Origin of the sequence: Bradyrhizobium sp. B120, assembly GCF_049075665.1 — a bacterium.
Lineage (GTDB): Bacteria > Pseudomonadota > Alphaproteobacteria > Rhizobiales > Xanthobacteraceae > Bradyrhizobium.
In genome coordinates this window covers 7,440,042-7,457,263 of sequence record NZ_CP185242.1, presented here as the reverse complement: position 1 = coordinate 7,457,263, position 17,222 = coordinate 7,440,042, and the positions used below count along the sequence as shown (strand labels likewise).

16 protein-coding genes are annotated in these 17,222 nt (G+C 65.4%); 9 read left to right on the top strand and 7 right to left on the bottom strand.

All coding sequences use genetic code 11. The features are described from left to right. Nucleotides 1-8 precede the first annotated feature (8 nt). Nucleotides 9-1,970, bottom strand: a complete 1,962-nt coding sequence (locus ACOIX3_RS34680) for a putative bifunctional diguanylate cyclase/phosphodiesterase (protein WP_420966554.1) — start codon at nucleotides 1,968-1,970, stop codon at nucleotides 9-11. A gap of 304 nt (nucleotides 1,971-2,274) precedes the next feature. Between ACOIX3_RS34680 and ACOIX3_RS34675 the strand changes: the two genes are divergently transcribed. Continuing rightward, a complete protein-coding gene (locus tag ACOIX3_RS34675) occupies nucleotides 2,275-3,270 on the top strand; it encodes a VOC family protein (protein WP_420966553.1) in 996 nt (331 codons plus the stop codon). A gap of 37 nt (nucleotides 3,271-3,307) precedes the next feature. Next, nucleotides 3,308-4,897: a bifunctional 3-(3-hydroxy-phenyl)propionate/3-hydroxycinnamic acid hydroxylase gene (locus ACOIX3_RS34670; protein ID WP_420966552.1), complete on the top strand. Its 1,590-nt coding sequence runs from the start codon at nucleotides 3,308-3,310 to the stop codon at nucleotides 4,895-4,897. On the opposite strand, the gene ACOIX3_RS34665 is transcribed toward ACOIX3_RS34670, so the two are convergent. Genes ACOIX3_RS34665 through ACOIX3_RS34655 form a run of 3 tightly spaced genes read right to left on the bottom strand, consistent with a single transcriptional unit; the run spans nucleotide 4,887 to nucleotide 8,458 of the window. Then, nucleotides 4,887-5,360, bottom strand: coding sequence for a GlcG/HbpS family heme-binding protein (locus ACOIX3_RS34665; RefSeq protein WP_420966551.1), 474 nt, complete (start codon nucleotides 5,358-5,360; stop codon nucleotides 4,887-4,889). The two genes, ACOIX3_RS34670 and ACOIX3_RS34665, sit on opposite strands and share 11 nt — an antisense overlap. Before the next feature lie 40 nt (nucleotides 5,361-5,400). After that, nucleotides 5,401-6,906 carry an aldehyde dehydrogenase family protein gene (locus ACOIX3_RS34660; RefSeq protein ID WP_420966550.1) on the bottom strand — a complete coding sequence of 502 codons (1,506 nt, stop codon included), beginning with the start codon at nucleotides 6,904-6,906 and terminating at the stop codon, nucleotides 5,401-5,403. Between the two features lie 10 nt (nucleotides 6,907-6,916). Continuing rightward, complete coding sequence (locus tag ACOIX3_RS34655) at nucleotides 6,917-8,458, bottom strand: hypothetical protein (RefSeq protein ID WP_420966549.1); 1,542 nt, start codon at nucleotides 8,456-8,458, stop codon at nucleotides 6,917-6,919. Nucleotides 8,459-8,768: 310 nt separating this feature from the next. Here ACOIX3_RS34655 and ACOIX3_RS34650 point away from each other — a divergent pair, with 310 nt between their 5' ends. The 6 genes from ACOIX3_RS34650 (at nucleotide 8,769) to ACOIX3_RS34625 (ending at nucleotide 13,287) form a co-directional block, all read left to right on the top strand. Then, entirely contained in the window at nucleotides 8,769-9,536 is a 768-nt protein-coding gene (locus ACOIX3_RS34650) for a TenA family transcriptional regulator (protein ID WP_173641155.1), read from the top strand. Nucleotides 9,537-9,557: 21 nt separating this feature from the next. Further along, nucleotides 9,558-9,902, top strand: coding sequence for a 2Fe-2S iron-sulfur cluster-binding protein (locus ACOIX3_RS34645; RefSeq protein ID WP_092124472.1), 345 nt, complete (start codon nucleotides 9,558-9,560; stop codon nucleotides 9,900-9,902). 3 nt (nucleotides 9,903-9,905) lie between these two features. After that, entirely contained in the window at nucleotides 9,906-10,202 is a 297-nt protein-coding gene (locus tag ACOIX3_RS34640) for a ferredoxin (protein ID WP_420966548.1), read from the top strand. A 12-nt stretch (nucleotides 10,203-10,214) separates the two neighbouring features. Beyond that, the gene (locus ACOIX3_RS34635) at nucleotides 10,215-10,544 is read left to right on the top strand and encodes a 2Fe-2S iron-sulfur cluster-binding protein (protein ID WP_229166071.1); all 330 of its coding nucleotides are present in this window, start codon (nucleotides 10,215-10,217) and stop codon (nucleotides 10,542-10,544) included. Between the two features lie 190 nt (nucleotides 10,545-10,734). Continuing rightward, a complete protein-coding gene (locus ACOIX3_RS34630; RefSeq protein WP_420966547.1) occupies nucleotides 10,735-11,481 on the top strand; it encodes a GntR family transcriptional regulator in 747 nt (248 codons plus the stop codon). 177 nt (nucleotides 11,482-11,658) lie between these two features. After that, nucleotides 11,659-13,287, top strand: coding sequence for a GMC family oxidoreductase (locus ACOIX3_RS34625; protein WP_420966546.1), 1,629 nt, complete (start codon nucleotides 11,659-11,661; stop codon nucleotides 13,285-13,287). 320 nt (nucleotides 13,288-13,607) lie between these two features. On the opposite strand, the gene hemE is transcribed toward ACOIX3_RS34625, so the two are convergent. Continuing rightward, entirely contained in the window at nucleotides 13,608-14,654 is a 1,047-nt protein-coding gene (gene hemE, locus ACOIX3_RS34620) for a uroporphyrinogen decarboxylase (protein WP_420966545.1), read from the bottom strand. A gap of 122 nt (nucleotides 14,655-14,776) precedes the next feature. Between hemE and ACOIX3_RS34615 the strand changes: the two genes are divergently transcribed. Continuing rightward, nucleotides 14,777-14,962 carry a hypothetical protein gene (locus ACOIX3_RS34615; protein ID WP_420966544.1) on the top strand — a complete coding sequence of 62 codons (186 nt, stop codon included), beginning with the start codon at nucleotides 14,777-14,779 and terminating at the stop codon, nucleotides 14,960-14,962. A 142-nt stretch (nucleotides 14,963-15,104) separates the two neighbouring features. Here the strand turns inward: ACOIX3_RS34615 and ACOIX3_RS34610 are convergent, their stop codons facing one another. Both ACOIX3_RS34610 and ACOIX3_RS34605 read right to left on the bottom strand, forming a co-directional pair. Continuing rightward, nucleotides 15,105-15,395: a PilZ domain-containing protein gene (locus tag ACOIX3_RS34610; RefSeq protein ID WP_420966543.1), complete on the bottom strand. Its 291-nt coding sequence runs from the start codon at nucleotides 15,393-15,395 to the stop codon at nucleotides 15,105-15,107. Nucleotides 15,396-15,551: 156 nt separating this feature from the next. Beyond that, nucleotides 15,552-17,222, bottom strand: coding sequence for a pilus assembly protein TadG-related protein (locus ACOIX3_RS34605; protein WP_420966542.1), 1,671 nt, complete (start codon nucleotides 17,220-17,222; stop codon nucleotides 15,552-15,554).

Here is a 17,222-nt window from a genome sequence, read left to right as displayed (position 1 = left end):
GATCGGCGCTACGCCGCGTGCTCCGAATGCTGCGGATTGTGATCGAGCAGCGCCGAGATATCGCTGCCCGACATCGGCCGGCCGATCAGATAGCCCTGCACCTCGTCGCAGCTGGTCTGGCGCAGATATTCGAGCTGATCGGCGGTCTCGACGCCTTCGGCCACGACGCCGATCTGCAGGTCCTGCGCGAGGCCGATCACCGATTTGACGATCGCCGCGCAATCCGGCTGGGTCAACATGTCCCGGATGAAGGATTGATCGATCTTGATGCGGCTGAACGGCAGCTTGCGCAGATAGGTCAGCGACGAGAAGCCGGTGCCGAAATCGTCGAGCGCGACCGTCAGGCCGAGCTCGAGCAGCCCGTTCAGGATCGCCGGCGCCGAGCCGTATTTCGAGATCAGCATCGATTCGGTGATCTCGATCTCCAGCCGGTTCGGCGCGACATTGGCCTCGGCGAGCGCCTCGACGATGGTCTGCAGGATGCCGACATTCTGGAACTGGACCGCGGAGAAATTCACCGCGATCCTGATGTCGTCAGGCCAGCGCGACAGCATCGCGCAGGCGCGGCGGATCACCCATTCGCCGAGCTGGTGGATCAGTCCGCTCTCCTCCGCGATCGGAATGAAGACGCTGGGCGGGATCAATCCACGCGCCGGATGCTGCCAGCGCAGCAGCGCCTCGAAGCCGGTGACGCGGCCTTCGCGGATGTCGAGGAACGGCTGGTAGACCAGAAATAGCTGGTCCGCCTCGATGGCCTGTTCCAGGTCGCGCTGCAGGGCGCGGCGGTCGCGCGCCGACTGGTCGTCGCTGGCCTCGAAGAAGCAGATCGTGCCGGGACCGGATTTCTTCGCGCGGTAGAGCGCGATGTCGACATGCTTGAGCAGATCGTGGGACGTGTTGCCGTCCCGCGGCGCCAGCACGATGCCAATGCTGATTGCGCTGGTGATCTCGAACCCGTCGATCGGGAACGGATCGGCGAACGCCGCCACGAACCGTTCGGCGATCGCGAGTGCGTCTTCGGGCCGCGTCAAATTGGACATGATCAGCGCGAACTCGTCGCCGCCGATCCGCGCGACATGCTCGGCCGCGCGCGTGCAACGCTGCAACCGGGCCGCAAGCTGCACCAGCAGCTCGTCGCCCGCCGGATGGCCGAACCTGTCGTTGATCTCCTTGAGGCGATCGAGATCGAGCAGCAGCACCGCGAATTCCTCGCCCGAGCGCTCCAGCCGGCTCAGCGCGGCATTGAGCGCCTCGTTGAAGGCGACGCGGTTCGGCAGATGCGTTAGCGGATCCTGCCGCACCGTCCGTTCAGCGTCGTGCTGGGCGATGATCCGGCGCCTGAACTCGAATGCGTTGAGGAAGACGCCGCGCAGCAGCACGGAGCCGTAGACCAGGACGAGCACGGCCATCAGCAGATAAATGAAGTCGCCGTCCCTGCCGAGGCAGATCGCGGTGCCGACGAAGATCGGCCCGGTGAAGGCAATGGCGGCGATCGGGATGGTGGAGAAGGCGAAGGCGCCGCCGGCCAGCATGCCGGCGCAGAGACAGGTGATCACCAATTGCGCGCCGCTCGATGCGTTCGCAAAGAAGGCGACCGGGACGACGCCCCAGGCCGCGCCGAGTGCGAATGCATTGCGCACCAGCCGGTACATGGTCCGGCGCGACACGAATTGCGGCTTGGCGATGCGGCGTGACGCACGCGCTTGCAGGCCGAAGAACAGCGCCGCGCTGCTCACGGCGGCGGCCCACACCAGGGCGAAGGTCCAATCCGGCGATTGCCACAGCGCAGCCGCGAGCACCAGTGCATTGCAGGCGTTCGCCAGCATGATGCCGAAGGAATAGCCGAGCACGAGCGAAACCTGCTCGGCGCGGATGTGGCCGGCAAGCGCTTCGTCGGTCGGTGGTGCGCCGAAGGCCGCGAGGTCACCCGCGAACAAGGCCGCGAAATATGATCTGAGATCGATACGCATCTCACTACATTGCCTGCGCGTCACCACGTCGCCTGCGTGGTTTGACCATGCGCAGGGACCAAGAATTCTCTGCAAACCTTTGACAAACTATGAACTATTGGAACGAACCGTGCCACGGCGGGCTCACGTTTTGGTTCCCGCCGGCAGGCATTGCTAACAAATCGATAGAAATGCGTGACGGGTGTCACGGCGGGCCGTGACCGGTGTCACGGACCGGCAAAGGTGGGCCCCGCGCGGCTTGATCCTCCGCCGGTTTTTCGCAATGACTTGAGTTCCCGCGAACGGCAAGAACCAGAAGGTGCGCATGAGCCTCCCGATCACGAACCATGATCCCGGGTTTCGGATCACGCGGGCCAGCCACATCATTCTAACCGTCCGTGACCTCGCGGCGAGCCGGCGGTTCTACGAAAAGGTGATCGGACTGATCCTGACCGCGGAGGAGGGTGATTCGCTCTATTTCCGCGGCGTCGAGGAGGCCTGTCATCACAGCCTTGTGTTGCGCAAGGGCGGAGACGCCGTCTGCACGCGGCTCGGCCTGCGGGTGTTTAGGGATGATGACCTCGACCGGCTCAAGGCCTTCTTCGAAGCGCATGGCTGCAAGGCCGGCTGGGCCGAGGTGCCGCATCAGGGCCGCACGCTGCAGGCGACCGATCCGGCCGGCACGCCGCTGGAGTTCTGCGCGACCATGCCGGTCGAGCCGCGCATGATCACCAAATTCACCCGCCATGCCGGCGGCTCGGCGCTGCGGCTCGACCATTACCAGGTGCTGACGCCGGACGTGCGCAAGGCGTGCGAGTTCTACACCGCGGCCGGCTTTCGGCTCAGCGAATATATCGCGCCCGCCGGCACGTTCGATCTGCGCGGCGTGTTCCTGCAGCGCAAGGGCAATCCGCACGACATCGTGTTCTTCAACGGCGCCGGACCACGGCTGCATCATTTCGCGTTCCTCGCGCCCGAGGTTCATCATTTGCTGAACGCCTGCGATCGCGCCGGCGAGCTCGGCTATGGCGCGGCCGTCGAACGTGGCCCGGGGCGGCACGGGCCGGGGCATGCGATGTATGTCTACATGCGTGATCCCGACGGGCACCGCGTCGAGCTGTTCAACACGCACTACCAGATCATGGACATCGAGAACGAGCCGATCGGCTGGGATCCGTCGGATCACAAGATCTCGTTCCCCTGGGGCTTGCCGGCGCGGCAGGCCTGGTTCGAGGAGGCGACGCCGTTCGAAGGTGTTGCGATCCGCGAGCCGCAGGCAAAGCCGCAGCCGTTGACGCTCGAGAGTTACCTCGCGAAGTAGCATGACATCGCCAGCAACGAACCCCGGGCCTGATCGTTTGTATGACGCGGCAATCGTCGGCCTAGGGCCGGTCGGCGCCATCTTTGCCAATCTGCTCGCGAAAGCCGGCCTGAGCGCCGCCGTCGTCGAGCGTGTCGCCGACATCTACGACAAGCCGCGCGCGATCACGCTCGACCACGAGGCGCTGCGCGTGCTGCAGGCGATCGGGCTCGGCGATTTCATGGAGCAGGCGATCGCCCCGCATAACGGCTCGCATTATCTCGGCGTCGACGGCGAAATCATCAAGATCTTCGACCCGATGCCGCCGCCATATCCGCTCGGCTGGATTCCGAACGTCACCTTCGTGCAGCCGGATGTCGAGCAGGCGCTGCGCGACAAGCTTGTCGGTTATCCGCATGTCGACGTTTTCCTTGCGGCCGCCGGCGTGGTGCTGGAGCAGGACGAGCGCGCGGTGACGTTGACGGCGCGGCGCGAGCAAGGTGACGAGTTCCTGATCCGCGCGCGCTATCTGATCGGCTGTGACGGCGCCAACAGCTTTGTGCGCAAGCAGCTCGGCATTGGCCTCGACGACCTCGCCTTCGACGAATGGTGGATGGTGGTCGACACCCTGACCAGCGATCCCGCCAAGCGGCCGGCCAGGAGTTTTCAGTATTGCCGGCCGTCGCGTCCCGGCACCTTCGTGCCGGGGCCACGCAATCTGCGGCGCTGGGAGATCAAGCTGTTGCCGGGCGAGGATCCCGAGGCGGCCGGCGCACCCGACAACGTCGTGAAACTGCTGAAGGGCTTCACCGACATTTCCGACCTCACGATCTGGCGTTCGGCGGTCTATCGCTTCCACGCGCTGCTCGGCCAGCGCTGGCGCGACCGCCGTGTGCTCCTGATGGGCGATGCCGTGCACCAGACGCCGCCGTTCCTCGGGCAGGGGCTGTGCGCCGGCATCCGCGATGCCGTGAACCTTGCCTGGAAGCTGAGGCTGGTTCTCCGCGGCGACGCCGACGGGACGCTGCTCGACAGTTACGAGATCGAGCGGAAGCCGCATGTCCGCGCCGTCGTCGCCAGCGCCAAGGAGTTCGGCAAGATCATCGGCGAACTCGATCCGGATGCTGCCGCCGAACGTGACGTGCAGCTGCGCGCCGACCTGAAGGCCGGCAAGGCCGAAACCATCCGGCAGAAATTCATCCCCGATCTTGTCTCCGGCCTGATCGCGCACGATGCTGTTCTTGCCGGGCGGCTGTTCGTGCAGCCGCATGTGCGTGCGCCGGATGGCCGGACATGCCGGCTCGACGATCTGCTGAAGCAGGAATTTGCGATCGTGACGGCGGCCGCCGAGCCGATGGCGTGGCTGTCGGACGCGTCCCAGACCGCCTGGCAGCATCTCGCCGGCGAGCGCATCGTCATCGCCACGTCAGGTGAAAGCGGCGATGCCAACGGCATTCTGAACGTGGTCGAGCGCGACGGGCTGTTCGCCGACTGGATGCGGCAACATGGCGCCGCTGCGGTCATTGTGCGGCCCGACCGTTACGTGTTTGGTGCCGCCGGCAGCGCCGGCGAGCTCAATATGCTCGTCGGGCACCTGCTCGAAGGTCTTGGTGCGAAACGGTTGCCAACGACATCGATCACTTCTTGATGTCGGCTGCGACCAGCACGCGGTGGCCGTGCAGCAGCTCTTGCAAGGCCCGCAGGGCAGCGACGCCGCATTGGGTGTCCTGCTCGCCATTGCCGCCGCTCAACCCGATGCCACCGACAACCTCATCGTCGACGACGATCGGAAAGCCGCCGACGAATACGGCAAATTTTCCGTCAAAACTCCACTGGATGCCGAACGCCTCGTTGCCGGGCAGGGCAGGTCCGTTCGGCACCTGGTTGAACAAATGGGTGGAGCGCTTGTGTCCGGCCGCCGTGAACGCCTTGTTCCAGGCGATCTGGGGACCGGTGATCCGCGCGCCATCCATCCGCTCGAGCGCCAGCGGATAGCCGCCGTCATCGGTCACGCAGACCGTCTCCGCAACGCCGATCTCGGCGGATTTGCGGATCGCGGCCGCGATCATGTGGCGGGCTTCGGCAAGTTCAAGTTTGAAAGACTGTCTCATCGCATTGGTCCAGGATTGGAGTGGGGCGGTCTACCGCGGCTCAGGTGCCGCGGTAGACCGTCTTGATCTGGGTGTAGAATTCGAGGCCGGTGCGGCCGGACTCGCGGAAGGTCGAGGTGCTCGACCGTTTCAATCCGCCGAACGGCGCGTTGATCAGATTGCCCGTGGTGGTGCGGTTGATCTTCACCGTTCCGGACTGGATGTCATTGGCGAAATCGTGCATCGCGCGCGGGTTGCGCGTCACGATCGCGGCCGACAGGCCGTACTCGCTGGCATTGGCCTTGGCGATCGCGTCAGCGTAGCTGTCGACCTCGATGATCGCGATGACCGGGCCGAAGATTTCCTCGCGTGCGATCGTCATGTCCTGGGTCACGTCGGTGAAGATCGCGGGTGAGACGAAGTATCCGCCGTCATAGGCGGCACCGGTGAGCCGGTCGCCGCCGCAGAGGTGCGTCGCTTCCTTCTTTCCCATTGCGACGTAGCGCAGCACGGTTTCGAGCTGCCTGGCTGTGGCGAGCGGCCCCATCTCCATCCCGCCAGTGAGGCCGCTGCCGATCTTGATCGCCTTCACCTTGGCGAGCAGCTTCGCGGTGAACTCGGCTCGCACCTGCTTCATGACCAGGACCCGGCTGGTGCCGGTGCAGGCCTGGCCGGCCAGCGACAGGCCGCCCTTGACGGTCAAATCGACCGCCAGATCGAGGTCGGCGTCGTCCATGACGATCAGCGGGTTCTTGCCGCCGAGTTCCATCTGCGTGCGGGTCGTGAAGCTGACCGCGCGGCAAATCTGTTCGCCGGCGGACGTCGACCCGGTGAAGGAAATCGCGCGAATGACCGGCGGCTCGGTGATCGCAGGCCCGATCTCGCCGGCCTTGCCGGTGATGAAGTTGAGCGCGCCGTTCGGCAGGCCCGCCGCAATCAGCGCCTCCGCCAGGCGATAGCCGCTGAGCGGCGCATCGGACGATGGTTTGAACACCACGGTGTTGCTAGTGATGAGGGCCGGCGCGATCTTGCGCGCCGGGATGGAGATCGGAAAGTTCCAGGGCGTGATCACCGACACGACGCCGAGCGGCTCGCGCAACGTATAGACCGTCATGTCCGCATCGTCGTTCGGAAACACCTCGCCGGTGAGCGACTGTCCCTCGACGGCGTAGAACCGCAGGGTCTGCGCCGAGCGCAGCACCTCGTCGCGGGCGAGGCCGAGCGATTTGCCCATTTCCCGCGTCATCTCCCGCGCGATGTGATCGGCGCGGGCCTCGAGATGATCGGCGGCCCGGTTCAAGATGGCGGCGCGTTTGGAGATCGGCGTCCGCCGCCAGCCTTCGAACGCCGCGGCCGCGGCATTGACGGCCGCTTGCGCATCGGCGGCGGTCGATTCCTGGAAGCGTCCGACCAGGTCGCTGGTGTCGGCGGGATTGATGTTCACGAACGATCTGCCGGAGGCACTTGCGATCCGCTCGCCGGCGATCAGGTTCGGAAATTCCTCGATCCCTGCGCTGCCCTCAGCGGAAGGAGGCGCGTTGCGCATCGTCGTTTCAGCTATCGTCACCGGATTCTCCTCAATGCCAGATCAGGACCGCGCAGACGGTCGATACCGCGAGCCCGGTCAATACGGGGATCATCGCCGTCCGCACGATCTGGAAGACGGGGACGCGCGCGAAGCCGGCGACTGCGATCAGCGACGACCATGCCACCAGGGTGCCGCCGCCGGTCCACACCGCGCCCATCTGGCCGATCGCGGCGAGTGTCGCGGGCTCCATCCCGACCGACGGTGCCAGCGCGCCCGACAGTGAGCCGGTCAGCGGCAAGCCGGCAAAGCCCGAGCCGTCGATGCCGGTGATCATGCCCGATATCAGGATGCCGAAGGCGACGAAAAACTCGTTGCCCGGGATCCAGGCCTGCGCGGTCTGGATCAGTTCGAACAGGAGGCTCGGCGCCTGGGCCGCGGGCACCCCGAGGATCGGCGCAGACAGGCCCGGCTCCGCGCCGAGAAAGAAGAAGCCCGCGATCGGCAGCACGGAGCCCATCGCCTTGAAGGCGAAGACGAAACCTTCGGTGACGTGGTCGGCGCTGGTGTCGAGGAATTTGCGCAGATCATCGGTGATGAAGGATGCGCAGATCATCAGGATCGCGGCGACGCCGCCGACCAGTGCGGCAGCATCGCCGCCCTTGAGGTCGTGGCCGATGCCGAGCTTGGCCAGCACCATCACCGCGATGACGCAGAGAAAGGCGAGCGGGGTCGCAACTGCAAAGAACTTCGACCAGCCTTCGCGGCGGGTCGGCACCCGGGCGAGCTCCTTGTCGATCTGCGCCTGGGTCGCCAGCGGCGGCTGGCAGCCGGCGGTGCCGCGCGCGATCTCCGCCTTGTCGAAGCTGCCTTCCTGCTCCAGCCGCGCCAATTCGCCGTTGCTCGACTGCGCCTGCCAGCGCTCCAGCAGCTTCTCGTCGGCCTTGGTGATCGACTTGCGGATCGAAAGATAGGCGAGGGTCAGCGCGATGCCGCCGGTGATGAGGGACAGCACCAGCGCGCGGTCCGCGACGGTGGCGGCGCTGACCGCGGCGCCGGCCGCCTTGGCGCTGATCCCGGGCGCAACGCCGATCACATAGTCCGACGACAGCGCCATGCCTTGTCCGGCGATCGCGATCGCAATGGCACCGCCGAGCGGCGACAGGCCGGCCGCAATCGCCGCGGGCAGCAGCACCGCGGAAACCAACGGCACTGCGGGTGTCGGCCAGAAGAACAGCGAGATCACATAGGTGATGGCGGCAAGCACGAAGTAGGCGGTATGCCCGCTCTTCATAATGGCGCGGAACGGTTCGACCATGCGAATGTCCGAGCGCAGCACCTTGAGCGCGTTCAGCAGCGCCGTCATCAGCGCGATCACCAGGAAGATGTTGAACAGCTCCTTGGCCGCGGTGAAGCTCGCGTTGAAGACGCTGGCGAGTGCCGCGACCGGGCTGTGCGTCCAGGCAAGCGCGACCAGGAGTGTCGCGATCACCGACGGCACCACGACGTTGGCGCGCCAGATCATGGTGAGAACGATGACGGCGACGCCGAGCAAATAGACCCAGTGCGCGGCAACGATCGGAGCGTGCTGCATGGTTGTTGCTTCCCCCTCAAATGCGGCAAATAATGTATACTGTATTCCGCAATGGCAAGCGCAAATTGCGAGCTGGCGATCCGCGCGTCGCAGAACGATGGGAGCATCCCCGACCGCATTTTTGTGCAATTGAAGCACAAAATAGCGGCGATTCAATGCGGTTGGTGTCGAGTGGGATGGACCGCGGGGAACCCGGCCTTCGGTGTTGACAGGCGCCAATTTAGTATACAGTATACCGAAATGGCCGGCCGAAATCGGACCGATGGTCCGTTGCCGGACGGCGATTTCTTCACAGCACAGGAGCGCCACGATGCAAAAGCTGATGGATCACGTGGAATTTCGAGCGGCCCTCGAAAATGCCATCAAGGGAAAGAGCGCCAACAAGGCTCCGTTCAGCGTGGCCTGGGCGAGCGGCAAGCTCAGCCGCGCGCACCTCGCGCGCTGGGCCGAGAACCATTACCACTATGTCGGTCCGTTCGCCGACTACCTCGGCTACATCTATGCGCGGATGCCGGAGCAGTATCAGGAAGCCAAGGACTTCCTGCTCGCCAACATGTACGAGGAAGAGATCGGGGGCGACCGTCACACCGATCTGCTGATCCGCTTCGCGGAGGCCTGCGGCACGACCGCGGCGCGCATCAAGAACCCCGACAACATGACGCCGACGACGCGCGGGCTGCAGAGCTGGTGTTATGCGGTCGCGATGCGCGAGGATCCGATCGTCGCTGTGGCCGGCCTCGTGGTCGGTCTGGAGTCGCAGGTCCCCTCGATCTATCGCAAGCAGACGCCGACCCTGCGCGAGAAGTACAAATTCACCGACGAGGAAGTCGAGTTCTTCGACCTTCACATCGTGTCGGACGAGATTCACGGCGAGCGCGGCTACCAGATCGTGCTCGAGCACGCCAATACGGTCGAGCTGCAGCAGCGTTGCCTCAAGATCTGCGAGATCGGCGCACAGATGCGGCTGCTCTACACGACCGCGCTGTACCACGACTATGTCGCAAGCGACATTCCGCTGGCGGAGCTCGATCTGGCCAGCGGCGTCTCCGCCGAAGAACGCGTGCTGTTGCAGGCCTGAGCCGCGGGGAGCAGCGGCGCGATGCCCAACGTCATCTTTCACCGCAACGGCGAGACCTTTGTCGGCGAGGTCAAGGAGAACACCAACCTCGTCGTCCGCGCCGGCATCCGCCAGTTTCCCTATCCCAACTTCCTTTACGGCTGCGGGATGGGGAAGTGCGGGAAGTGCGCGTCGCTGATCATCAAGGGCGGCGAGCATCTGCCGGAGCCGAACTGGAAGGAAAAGAAGCGCCTCGGCGCCAGGATCGAGCAGGGATATCGCCTCGCCTGCCAGCTCTGGCTCACGCATGACGTTGAACTGTCGCAGGAGGCAGCCCCGCTGGTCGACGTCGTCGCGCCGGCCGGGGCCGCGGTTGGGAGGACGTGACCGATGTATGTGATACTGACGAGCAAGCCGGGGCAGTTTCGCACCGAGATCGCCGACGGCCTGCGGCCGCTCGCGGCCTATGACTACCTGTTCTACGGCATCAGGAAAGCAACGTTCGTGATTGCCGAGCTGCTCGAGGAGACCAAGGTCAGGGTGATCGACGAAGCCTGGTCGCCGCCGATCGTGAACGAGGTGCCCTCGAAATTCCTCGAAAAGTTCGAGACGCCCGAGCGGGCGCTGACCGAACTCGAGCACCTCATCACATTCGGTCACATGGACACCAAGCTGCGCAAGCGCTGAGCGGATGGCCGGATGATCGAAGTCACGTTTCTGACCAATGGCGGGAAAACCGTCACTGCCGCGGAGAACAGCAATCTGCTGCGCGTCTCGCTGCGCGAGCAGGGCGGCATTCCGTTCAAGTGCGGCGGCGGCCTGTGTGGAACCTGCAAATGCCTGATCGAGAAAGGCATCGAGAACACCGATGCGATCAAGCCGAAGGAACGCAAGCACCTCACCGACGCGCAGTTCGCCGCCGGCTATCGGATGGCGTGCCAGACGTTTCTCACCGGTAGCGTGAGCGTGTCGTGGGTGCCGAAAGCCGCGGTGCCGCCGGCTCGACCTGTAGCTGTTGACGGCGAATGAGCGCGGCTTGATGGCATGCAGCCGGCGGTCTAAATACGCAACAGCGGTCATTCGGCCAGGACTCTGGCAGCTCGCTGGACCTCCGGTGTCCATGCATTGAGCGAAGCGCGGCCGGACAGGTCGGTTCATGGCAGGCAAGCTCGGAAGCTCCAAACGTCTCGGCGACGACTACCTCTCCCTCCACGGCAAGGTGATCGAGGAGCTGCGGCAGGCGATCCTGAGCCGGCGGCTGAAGCCCGGCGAGCGGCTGGTCGAAGGCCGCCTCGCCGATGAGCTCGGGGTTTCCCGCAATCCCGTGCGCGAGGCGATCCGCGTGCTGGAGTCGGAAGGGCTCGTCGAGGTGACCGCGCGGCGCGGTGCCTCCGTCATCACGATGACCGACGAGGAAGCGCGCGAGACCGTCGAAGTCCGCGCGCTGCTCGAGGGACAAAACGCGCGCCTGGCCGCGCGTCGCCGCGAAGAGAGCATCATCAAGCGGATCGCGGCGGTGTTGAAGCAGGGCAACGAGGCGGTCGCGGGACGGCGCTACGACCTGTTGTCGGATCTCAACCAGCAATTCCATCATGAACTGGCGGAGGCCGGCCGCAACCGGGTGCTCGCCGATCTGCTGAAGCGGCTGCGCGAACGCACGGCGATGCTGTTCTCACCCACTGATCCGGTGCGTCAGGCCCGGACCTGGGATGAGCACGCCGCGATCCTGCGCGCCATCATCGCCGGCGACGAGCGCGCCGCCGCCACGCTTGCCGCCGAGCACGTGATGCGGGCAGGTGCGGATTTTCTCTCCAGCCTCCACGTGCCCGATGAGGAGACCTCGCTGGAGGCGGCGTCGGCGAAATACGGCCTGCCGTCCGGCTCGCGCGTGGATCAGACGACGACCAAGCCGCCGCGCCGGAACCAGGCGCGCGCCGGCACGCGGCGCAAAAAAACAGAGAGCTGAACGCGCCCGTCGCGTTGATGGTTTGTGGCCGCCGATCCCGCGGTCAAAGGTCCGGTGGTACCGCTCCGGATCGTCGGCTAACTTTCTTGACCACATCTGCCACGCTCGCTACCTCTTTTGCCAATGCCGGGCAGGGGCGCAACCCTGCCGGCCGCGCCGCATGGCCGGGGGAAACGAATGAACAACAAGGATGGCGCATCGACGAACGATGTCGCCGAATTTGATTACGTGATCGTTGGTGCCGGCTCGGCCGGCTGCGTGCTCGCCAACCGCCTGAGCGCCGACGGCAGGCATTCGGTGCTGCTGCTCGAGGCCGGGCCGAAGGACACCAACATCTGGATCCATGTCCCGCTCGGCTACGGCAAGCTGTTCAAGGAAAAATCCGTCAACTGGATGTACCAGACCGAGCCCGAGCCCGGCCTGAACGGACGCCAGGTGTTCCAGCCGCGCGGAAAAGTGCTCGGCGGCTCCAGCTCGATCAACGGCCTGCTCTATGTGCGCGGCCAGCACGAGGACTATGACCGCTGGCGACAGCGCGGCAATGCTGGCTGGGGTTTTGACGACGTGCTGCCCTATTTCCGCAAGGCGGAGGATCAGCAGCGCGGCGGCGACAAATATCACGGCGCCGGCGGCCCGCTGCCGGTGTCGGACTGGCGGCATGCCGATCCGCTGTCGGAAGCCTTCGTGCATGCCGCGGCCGAGGTCGGCATCCCGACCAATCCGGATTTCAACGGCGCGACCCAGGAGGGTGCGGGCTTCTTCCAGACCACAACGCGGCGCGGCCGGCGCGCCTCGACGGCGCGGTCCTACCTGCGGCCGGCGCTGACGCGCGGCAATCTGCATGTCGAGACGTCGGCGCTGGCGCAGCGCGTCCTGTTCGACGGCAGGCGCGCGAGCGGCGTCGCGTACCGGCAGAACGGGCAGTTGCGCACGGCCAAGGCGCGCAAGGAGGTGCTGGTGTCGAGCGGCGCGTACAATTCGCCGCAATTGCTGCAGCTCTCCGGCGTCGGCCCCGCCGATCTGTTGAAGCAGCACGGCATCGAGGTTCTGCTCGATGCGCCCGGCGTCGGCAACGATTTGCAGGATCACATGCAGGTGCGCATCGTCACGCGCTGCGCGCAGAGCGTCACGCTGAACGACGTCATCAACAATCCGGTGCGCCGCGTCATGGCCGGCCTGCGCTACGCGGCGTTGCGCAAGGGGCCGCTGACGATTGCGGCCGGCACGTCGGGGGCGTTCTTCAAGACCAGTCCGCGGCTGGCGTCGCCGGACATCCAGATCCACTTTCTGCCGTTCTCGACCGACAAGATGGGCGAGAAGCTGCATGCGTTCTCGGGCTTCACGGCTTCGGTCTGCCAGCTTCGTCCCGAGAGCCGTGGCTCGCTGAAGATCCGGAGCGCGGACCCGAGCGTGCCGCCGGAAATCCGCATCAACTACCTGGCGACCGAGACCGATCGCCGCGCCTTCATCGACGGCATCCGCATCCTGCGCAAGATCCTGGCCGCGCCGGCGCTGAAGTCATACTCGGTCGGGGAGGTCGATCCCGGCGCCAAGGTGGTGAGCGACGACGACCTGCTCGATTTCTGCCGCCGCACCGGCAGCACGGTCTATCATCCGACCTCGACCTGCCGGATGGGCAACGATGCGCTCGCGGTCGTCGACAACAGGCTCAAGGTGCGCGGTGTCGAGGGTCTGCGCGTGGTCGATGCGTCGGTCATGCCGGACCTGATGTCGGGCAATACCAACGCGCCGACGATCATGATCGCGGAGAAGGCGTCGGACATGATTTTGGAGGATGCAAGGTAATATCTCGACCCGTCATCCTGAGAGACCTTGAATGAATGACTCTCGGTGACGCAACATACTCGATGTCGTCCCGGCCTAGTGCGCAATTGCGCACGGGAGCCGGGACCCATAGCCACCGAAGGTCATTGTTGCGCGACGCTGGGGCCACAGCCTTTTCTAACAACCCAACCCTGTGGTTATGGGTCCCGGCGTTCGCCGGGACGACGAGGGAAGAGATTGCGCTGCATCCCCGTCGACCCTTCGAGACGCGCGCAAGGGCGCGCTCCTCAGGGTGACGGTGACAGAGTGGGCTACGGGCCTATAACCCGCGCCACCAGGCCTCACCCCTTATACGCGCGCACCCGGGCGACCATCTGCTCGACATGGGCGATCGGCGTCTCCTGCAGGATGCCGTGGCCGAGATTGAAGATCAGCCGCCCCTTGCCGAAATTCTCCAGCACATCGTCGACCGCGCGGTCGAGCGCGGCGCCGCCGGCGATCAGGGCCAGCGGATCGAGATTGCCCTGCACGGCGACGCGGCTCTGCACCCGCTCGCGGATCATCGACGGCTCGGCTGCCCAATCGATCGAGACGGCATCGACGCCAGTTTGCTCGACATAGGCCGGCAGCATGCCCGCCGCGCCGCGCGGAAAGCCGATGATCCGGGCACCGGGGACTTGCTTGCGGACGCCTGCAACGATGCGCCGGGTCGGCTCGATCGACCAGCGGGCGAACTCGCGCGGCGGCAGCACGCCGGCCCAGGTGTCGAAGATCTGCAGGCAGTCGGCGCCGGCCTTGAGCTGCCCGACGAGGTAGTGGATCGAGTTCTCGACCAGGACGTCGATGATCTTGGCGAAGGCGCCAGGATGGCGGTAGGCGAGCATCCGCGCGGGGGCCTGGTCCGGCGTGCCTTGTCCGGCCACCATGTAGGTCGCAACCGTCCATGGCGCGCCGCAGAAGCCGATCAGCGTAATGTTCGGCGCAAGCTCGCGGCGGACGCGGCGCAGGGCCTCAAAGACCGGTTCGAGCTGGTCGAAATTGGCCTCGGTTGCCAGCGTCGCGATCTCGCCGGGCGTTGCCAGCGGATCGAGCCGCGGCCCTTCGCCGGCCTCGAAGCGCACCGCACGGCCGAGCGCGTAGGGGATCACCAGGATGTCGGAGAAGATGATCGCGGCGTCGAAGTTGAACCTGCGGATCGGTTGCAGCGTGATCTCGGTTGCGAATTCGGGCGTGAAGCAGAGATCGAGGAAGCCGCCCGCCTTGGCGCGCAGCTCGCGGTATTCCGGCAGATAGCGGCCGGCCTGCCGCATCATCCAGAGCGGCGGCACGGCCTGCCGGTGGCCCGACAGGAGGTCGATGAGCGGCTTTGTGGTGGGATCCTGGGGCACGCGAAAGTTCCTGATCACGGGTCAAAATTTGGCCCCTGATACACGCTGCGGCGCAATGGGCCAAGGCGGTTCTGGAACCCCGGTTTGCGCAGGGGCGTTGTCCCCCGGAATGGAGGGACGATATGGCCGAGAAATTCGATCCTGCCGCGCATGACAAGCATGCCGAGAAGCCGCACGAGGCACGGGCTGCCGACCGCAAGGCACGCTCCCGATTGAAGGAGGGACTGGAGGATACCTTCCCGGCCTCCGATCCGGTCAGCGTCACGCAACCGGCGCCGTCGAAGCACGACGGCAATCCCGACAATTAGCTCGTATATCCCAGCGATCGCCTAACCACGATGCGAAATGAGTTCAGACGTGCGAGGAACGGCCCGCCGCGCGGCGGCGGTTCGAGGCGTACCGCGCCCGCGTGACATGTTTGCGGTCGGCCCCGATCAGCGAAGCCGCCGGCTAGACCGGACCGCTTTCGGGGCGCTGCACCCGGTCAAATTCGAAGGTCACGCCGAGCCGGCGCTCCAGCCGCCAGACCAGAATGCAGTGCCGCCGGATCGGTTCGCTCTCGATCTCGAGATCGAACGCGAACGGAATTGCGGCATCGCTTTCCACGGCCAGCCCCGCGCCGCCGGTCGAGATGTTGAGCACGAGGCATCCGACGCTGGTGTTGCGGAAGAAGATCGTTCCGCGCTTCATCAGGGCGGTTCGCTGGCTGTCGGTCTTGTATCTTTTTATTGTTGTACTCACGCCAGTCTCCTACCCCGATGTGATGCCCGCGCGCGATCGTGTCCCCGGAGAACGCTAGAGCGGGATGACTTTTCGTCGAAACATCATCCCGCTCTATCTCTTTGTTTTGAGCATGATCGTTTCGGAAAACCGCTACACACTTTTCCGGATCATGCTCTAGTTCACCAGCACCGCGCCGTCGCAGCGAACGCCCAGCACCCAGACGTCGACCTGGCCGAGCCCGATGCCGAGCGTTGACAGCAGGGACGCCAGCACCTGATCGATCGGGCTCGTCACGCCGTTGAGGATGCTCATGACGAGCGCGCCCAGTCCCGGGATCGGAAGCCCGAGCGGGCCGACATTGATGGTGAGCGAGAGGTCGCCGAGCAGGGTTGATGTGAGCGAGGTGAGGAAGTTGGTGGTCGTCACCGTCTTCTTCGTCCCCGACTGGATGTCGCTGTAGCTGAAATTGACGTTGGTCGGCGTGGTGTTGCCCATGCCGGCATGGGCGAGGCCGGTGACGGTGATGAGGCCAAGATTGACCAGCAGCGCCGGCGGCGGATTGGGCTTGGTCGTGAAGTTGGTCATGTCGGCAACCGTGACGTTGCCGATCCAGGCGTCGACGATCCCCGGCGTCACGCCGATCGTGACCTGCGAGGTGTTGATGTTCGGATGGCCGCAGGACACCGCGTTGAGCGTCGCGGTGCCCGAGGCGACCTCAACATAGACCGGGAGGTTGATCGCGGAAACGCTGCCGGAGCCGAGCACATTGATGGTCGCCAGGATCCTGGTCTGCGCGGTGTGGACGCTCACGCCCTGGGTGCCCATCGCGATCCAGCTCGAGCCGACCGGACGCTCGCCGATCGTTGCGATCACGGATACGTTGGCGATGCCGGGCAGGCCGAGATTGATCGAGGTTGCAATCTGATGGCTGCCGTTGGCGATCTGCGCCACCGTGTTGATGAGGTCGAAGACCGAAACGCTGGCGCCGACCTTCGGTTTCTGTCCCACCGTGAGGTTGGCGAACGGGCCGAGATCGACCAGGGTGCCCGGCGAAATCCTGGTCGAGGAGCCGGTGACGGCCTGGGAGATCGTCGACAGTGCGGTCGTCGCCGCGCCCGCGCCGTTGGTGATCTGCTGTGTGGTCAGCGCGGCCGCCATGATATCGCCGACCTTGAGGTTGCTGCTCAAGAGGTCGCTATAGGTGACGCCGGTCAGGTTGACCCGGGTTGCCAGCGCCGACAGGAAGTCGAGGGCGTCGATCTTGGCGCTGATCAGTGAATTGTAGTCCATCACCGAGAGCGACAGCGTGGTGCCGAGCATGGAGCCGAGCAGCGCGTTGAGCGCCCCGCCGTTGACCGAGAGCAACCTCGACCCGATCGCGAACGAGGCCATTTCGGTCGACGTCGCGGTGGCGGTCGTCGTGATGTTGAAGCTGCTCGCGCCGGTCAGATAGCGCGCGAAGTAGAGTGGGGTCTTGGTCGTCAGCGTGACGCGCGCGGCGTTCGGAATGCCGACCGCCGGGGTCACGAAGCGGGCCTGCGGCGCGACGGCGCTGTTTGCGGTGTAGGTCCCGGTCTCGACGCTGACCAGCGCGCTGGCCGGATAGTTGTTCTGCGTCACCGTCGCGGAGGCGGCGTTGACCGGATTGCTCAGATTGGCGGCAGCGACGATCGCGGCGAGGTCGGCGGTGCTCTGGGTCTTGCGCCGGTCGGCGAAGATCGTGCCGAGATCGATGGCAAGCCCGGCGCACCCGATCAGGAGCGTCATCAGGCCGGCGCTGATCATCGCGAAGTTTCCGCCTTCGTCGGCGCCGAAGCGCCGCATCAGCATGAGGACGCCTCTCAT

What these genes read in the sequence shown, in the direction of transcription:
- ACOIX3_RS34680 (WP_420966554.1), bottom strand. Translation starts at nt 1,970, where the DNA reads ATGCGTATCGATCTCAGATCATATTTCGCGGCCTTGTTCGCGGGTGAC.
- ACOIX3_RS34675 (WP_420966553.1), top strand. Translation starts at nt 2,275, where the DNA reads ATGAGCCTCCCGATCACGAACCATGATCCCGGGTTTCGGATCACGCGG.
- ACOIX3_RS34665 (WP_420966551.1), bottom strand. Translation starts at nt 5,360, where the DNA reads ATGAGACAGTCTTTCAAACTTGAACTTGCCGAAGCCCGCCACATGATC.
- ACOIX3_RS34655 (WP_420966549.1), bottom strand. Translation starts at nt 8,458, where the DNA reads ATGCAGCACGCTCCGATCGTTGCCGCGCACTGGGTCTATTTGCTCGGC.
- ACOIX3_RS34650 (WP_173641155.1), top strand. Translation starts at nt 8,769, where the DNA reads ATGCAAAAGCTGATGGATCACGTGGAATTTCGAGCGGCCCTCGAAAAT.
- ACOIX3_RS34645 (WP_092124472.1), top strand. Translation starts at nt 9,558, where the DNA reads ATGCCCAACGTCATCTTTCACCGCAACGGCGAGACCTTTGTCGGCGAG.
- ACOIX3_RS34640 (WP_420966548.1), top strand. Translation starts at nt 9,906, where the DNA reads ATGTATGTGATACTGACGAGCAAGCCGGGGCAGTTTCGCACCGAGATC.
- ACOIX3_RS34635 (WP_229166071.1), top strand. Translation starts at nt 10,215, where the DNA reads ATGATCGAAGTCACGTTTCTGACCAATGGCGGGAAAACCGTCACTGCC.
- ACOIX3_RS34625 (WP_420966546.1), top strand. Translation starts at nt 11,659, where the DNA reads ATGAACAACAAGGATGGCGCATCGACGAACGATGTCGCCGAATTTGAT.
- ACOIX3_RS34615 (WP_420966544.1), top strand. Translation starts at nt 14,777, where the DNA reads ATGGCCGAGAAATTCGATCCTGCCGCGCATGACAAGCATGCCGAGAAG.
- ACOIX3_RS34605 (WP_420966542.1), bottom strand. Translation starts at nt 17,222, where the DNA reads ATGAGAGGCGTCCTCATGCTGATGCGGCGCTTCGGCGCCGACGAAGGC.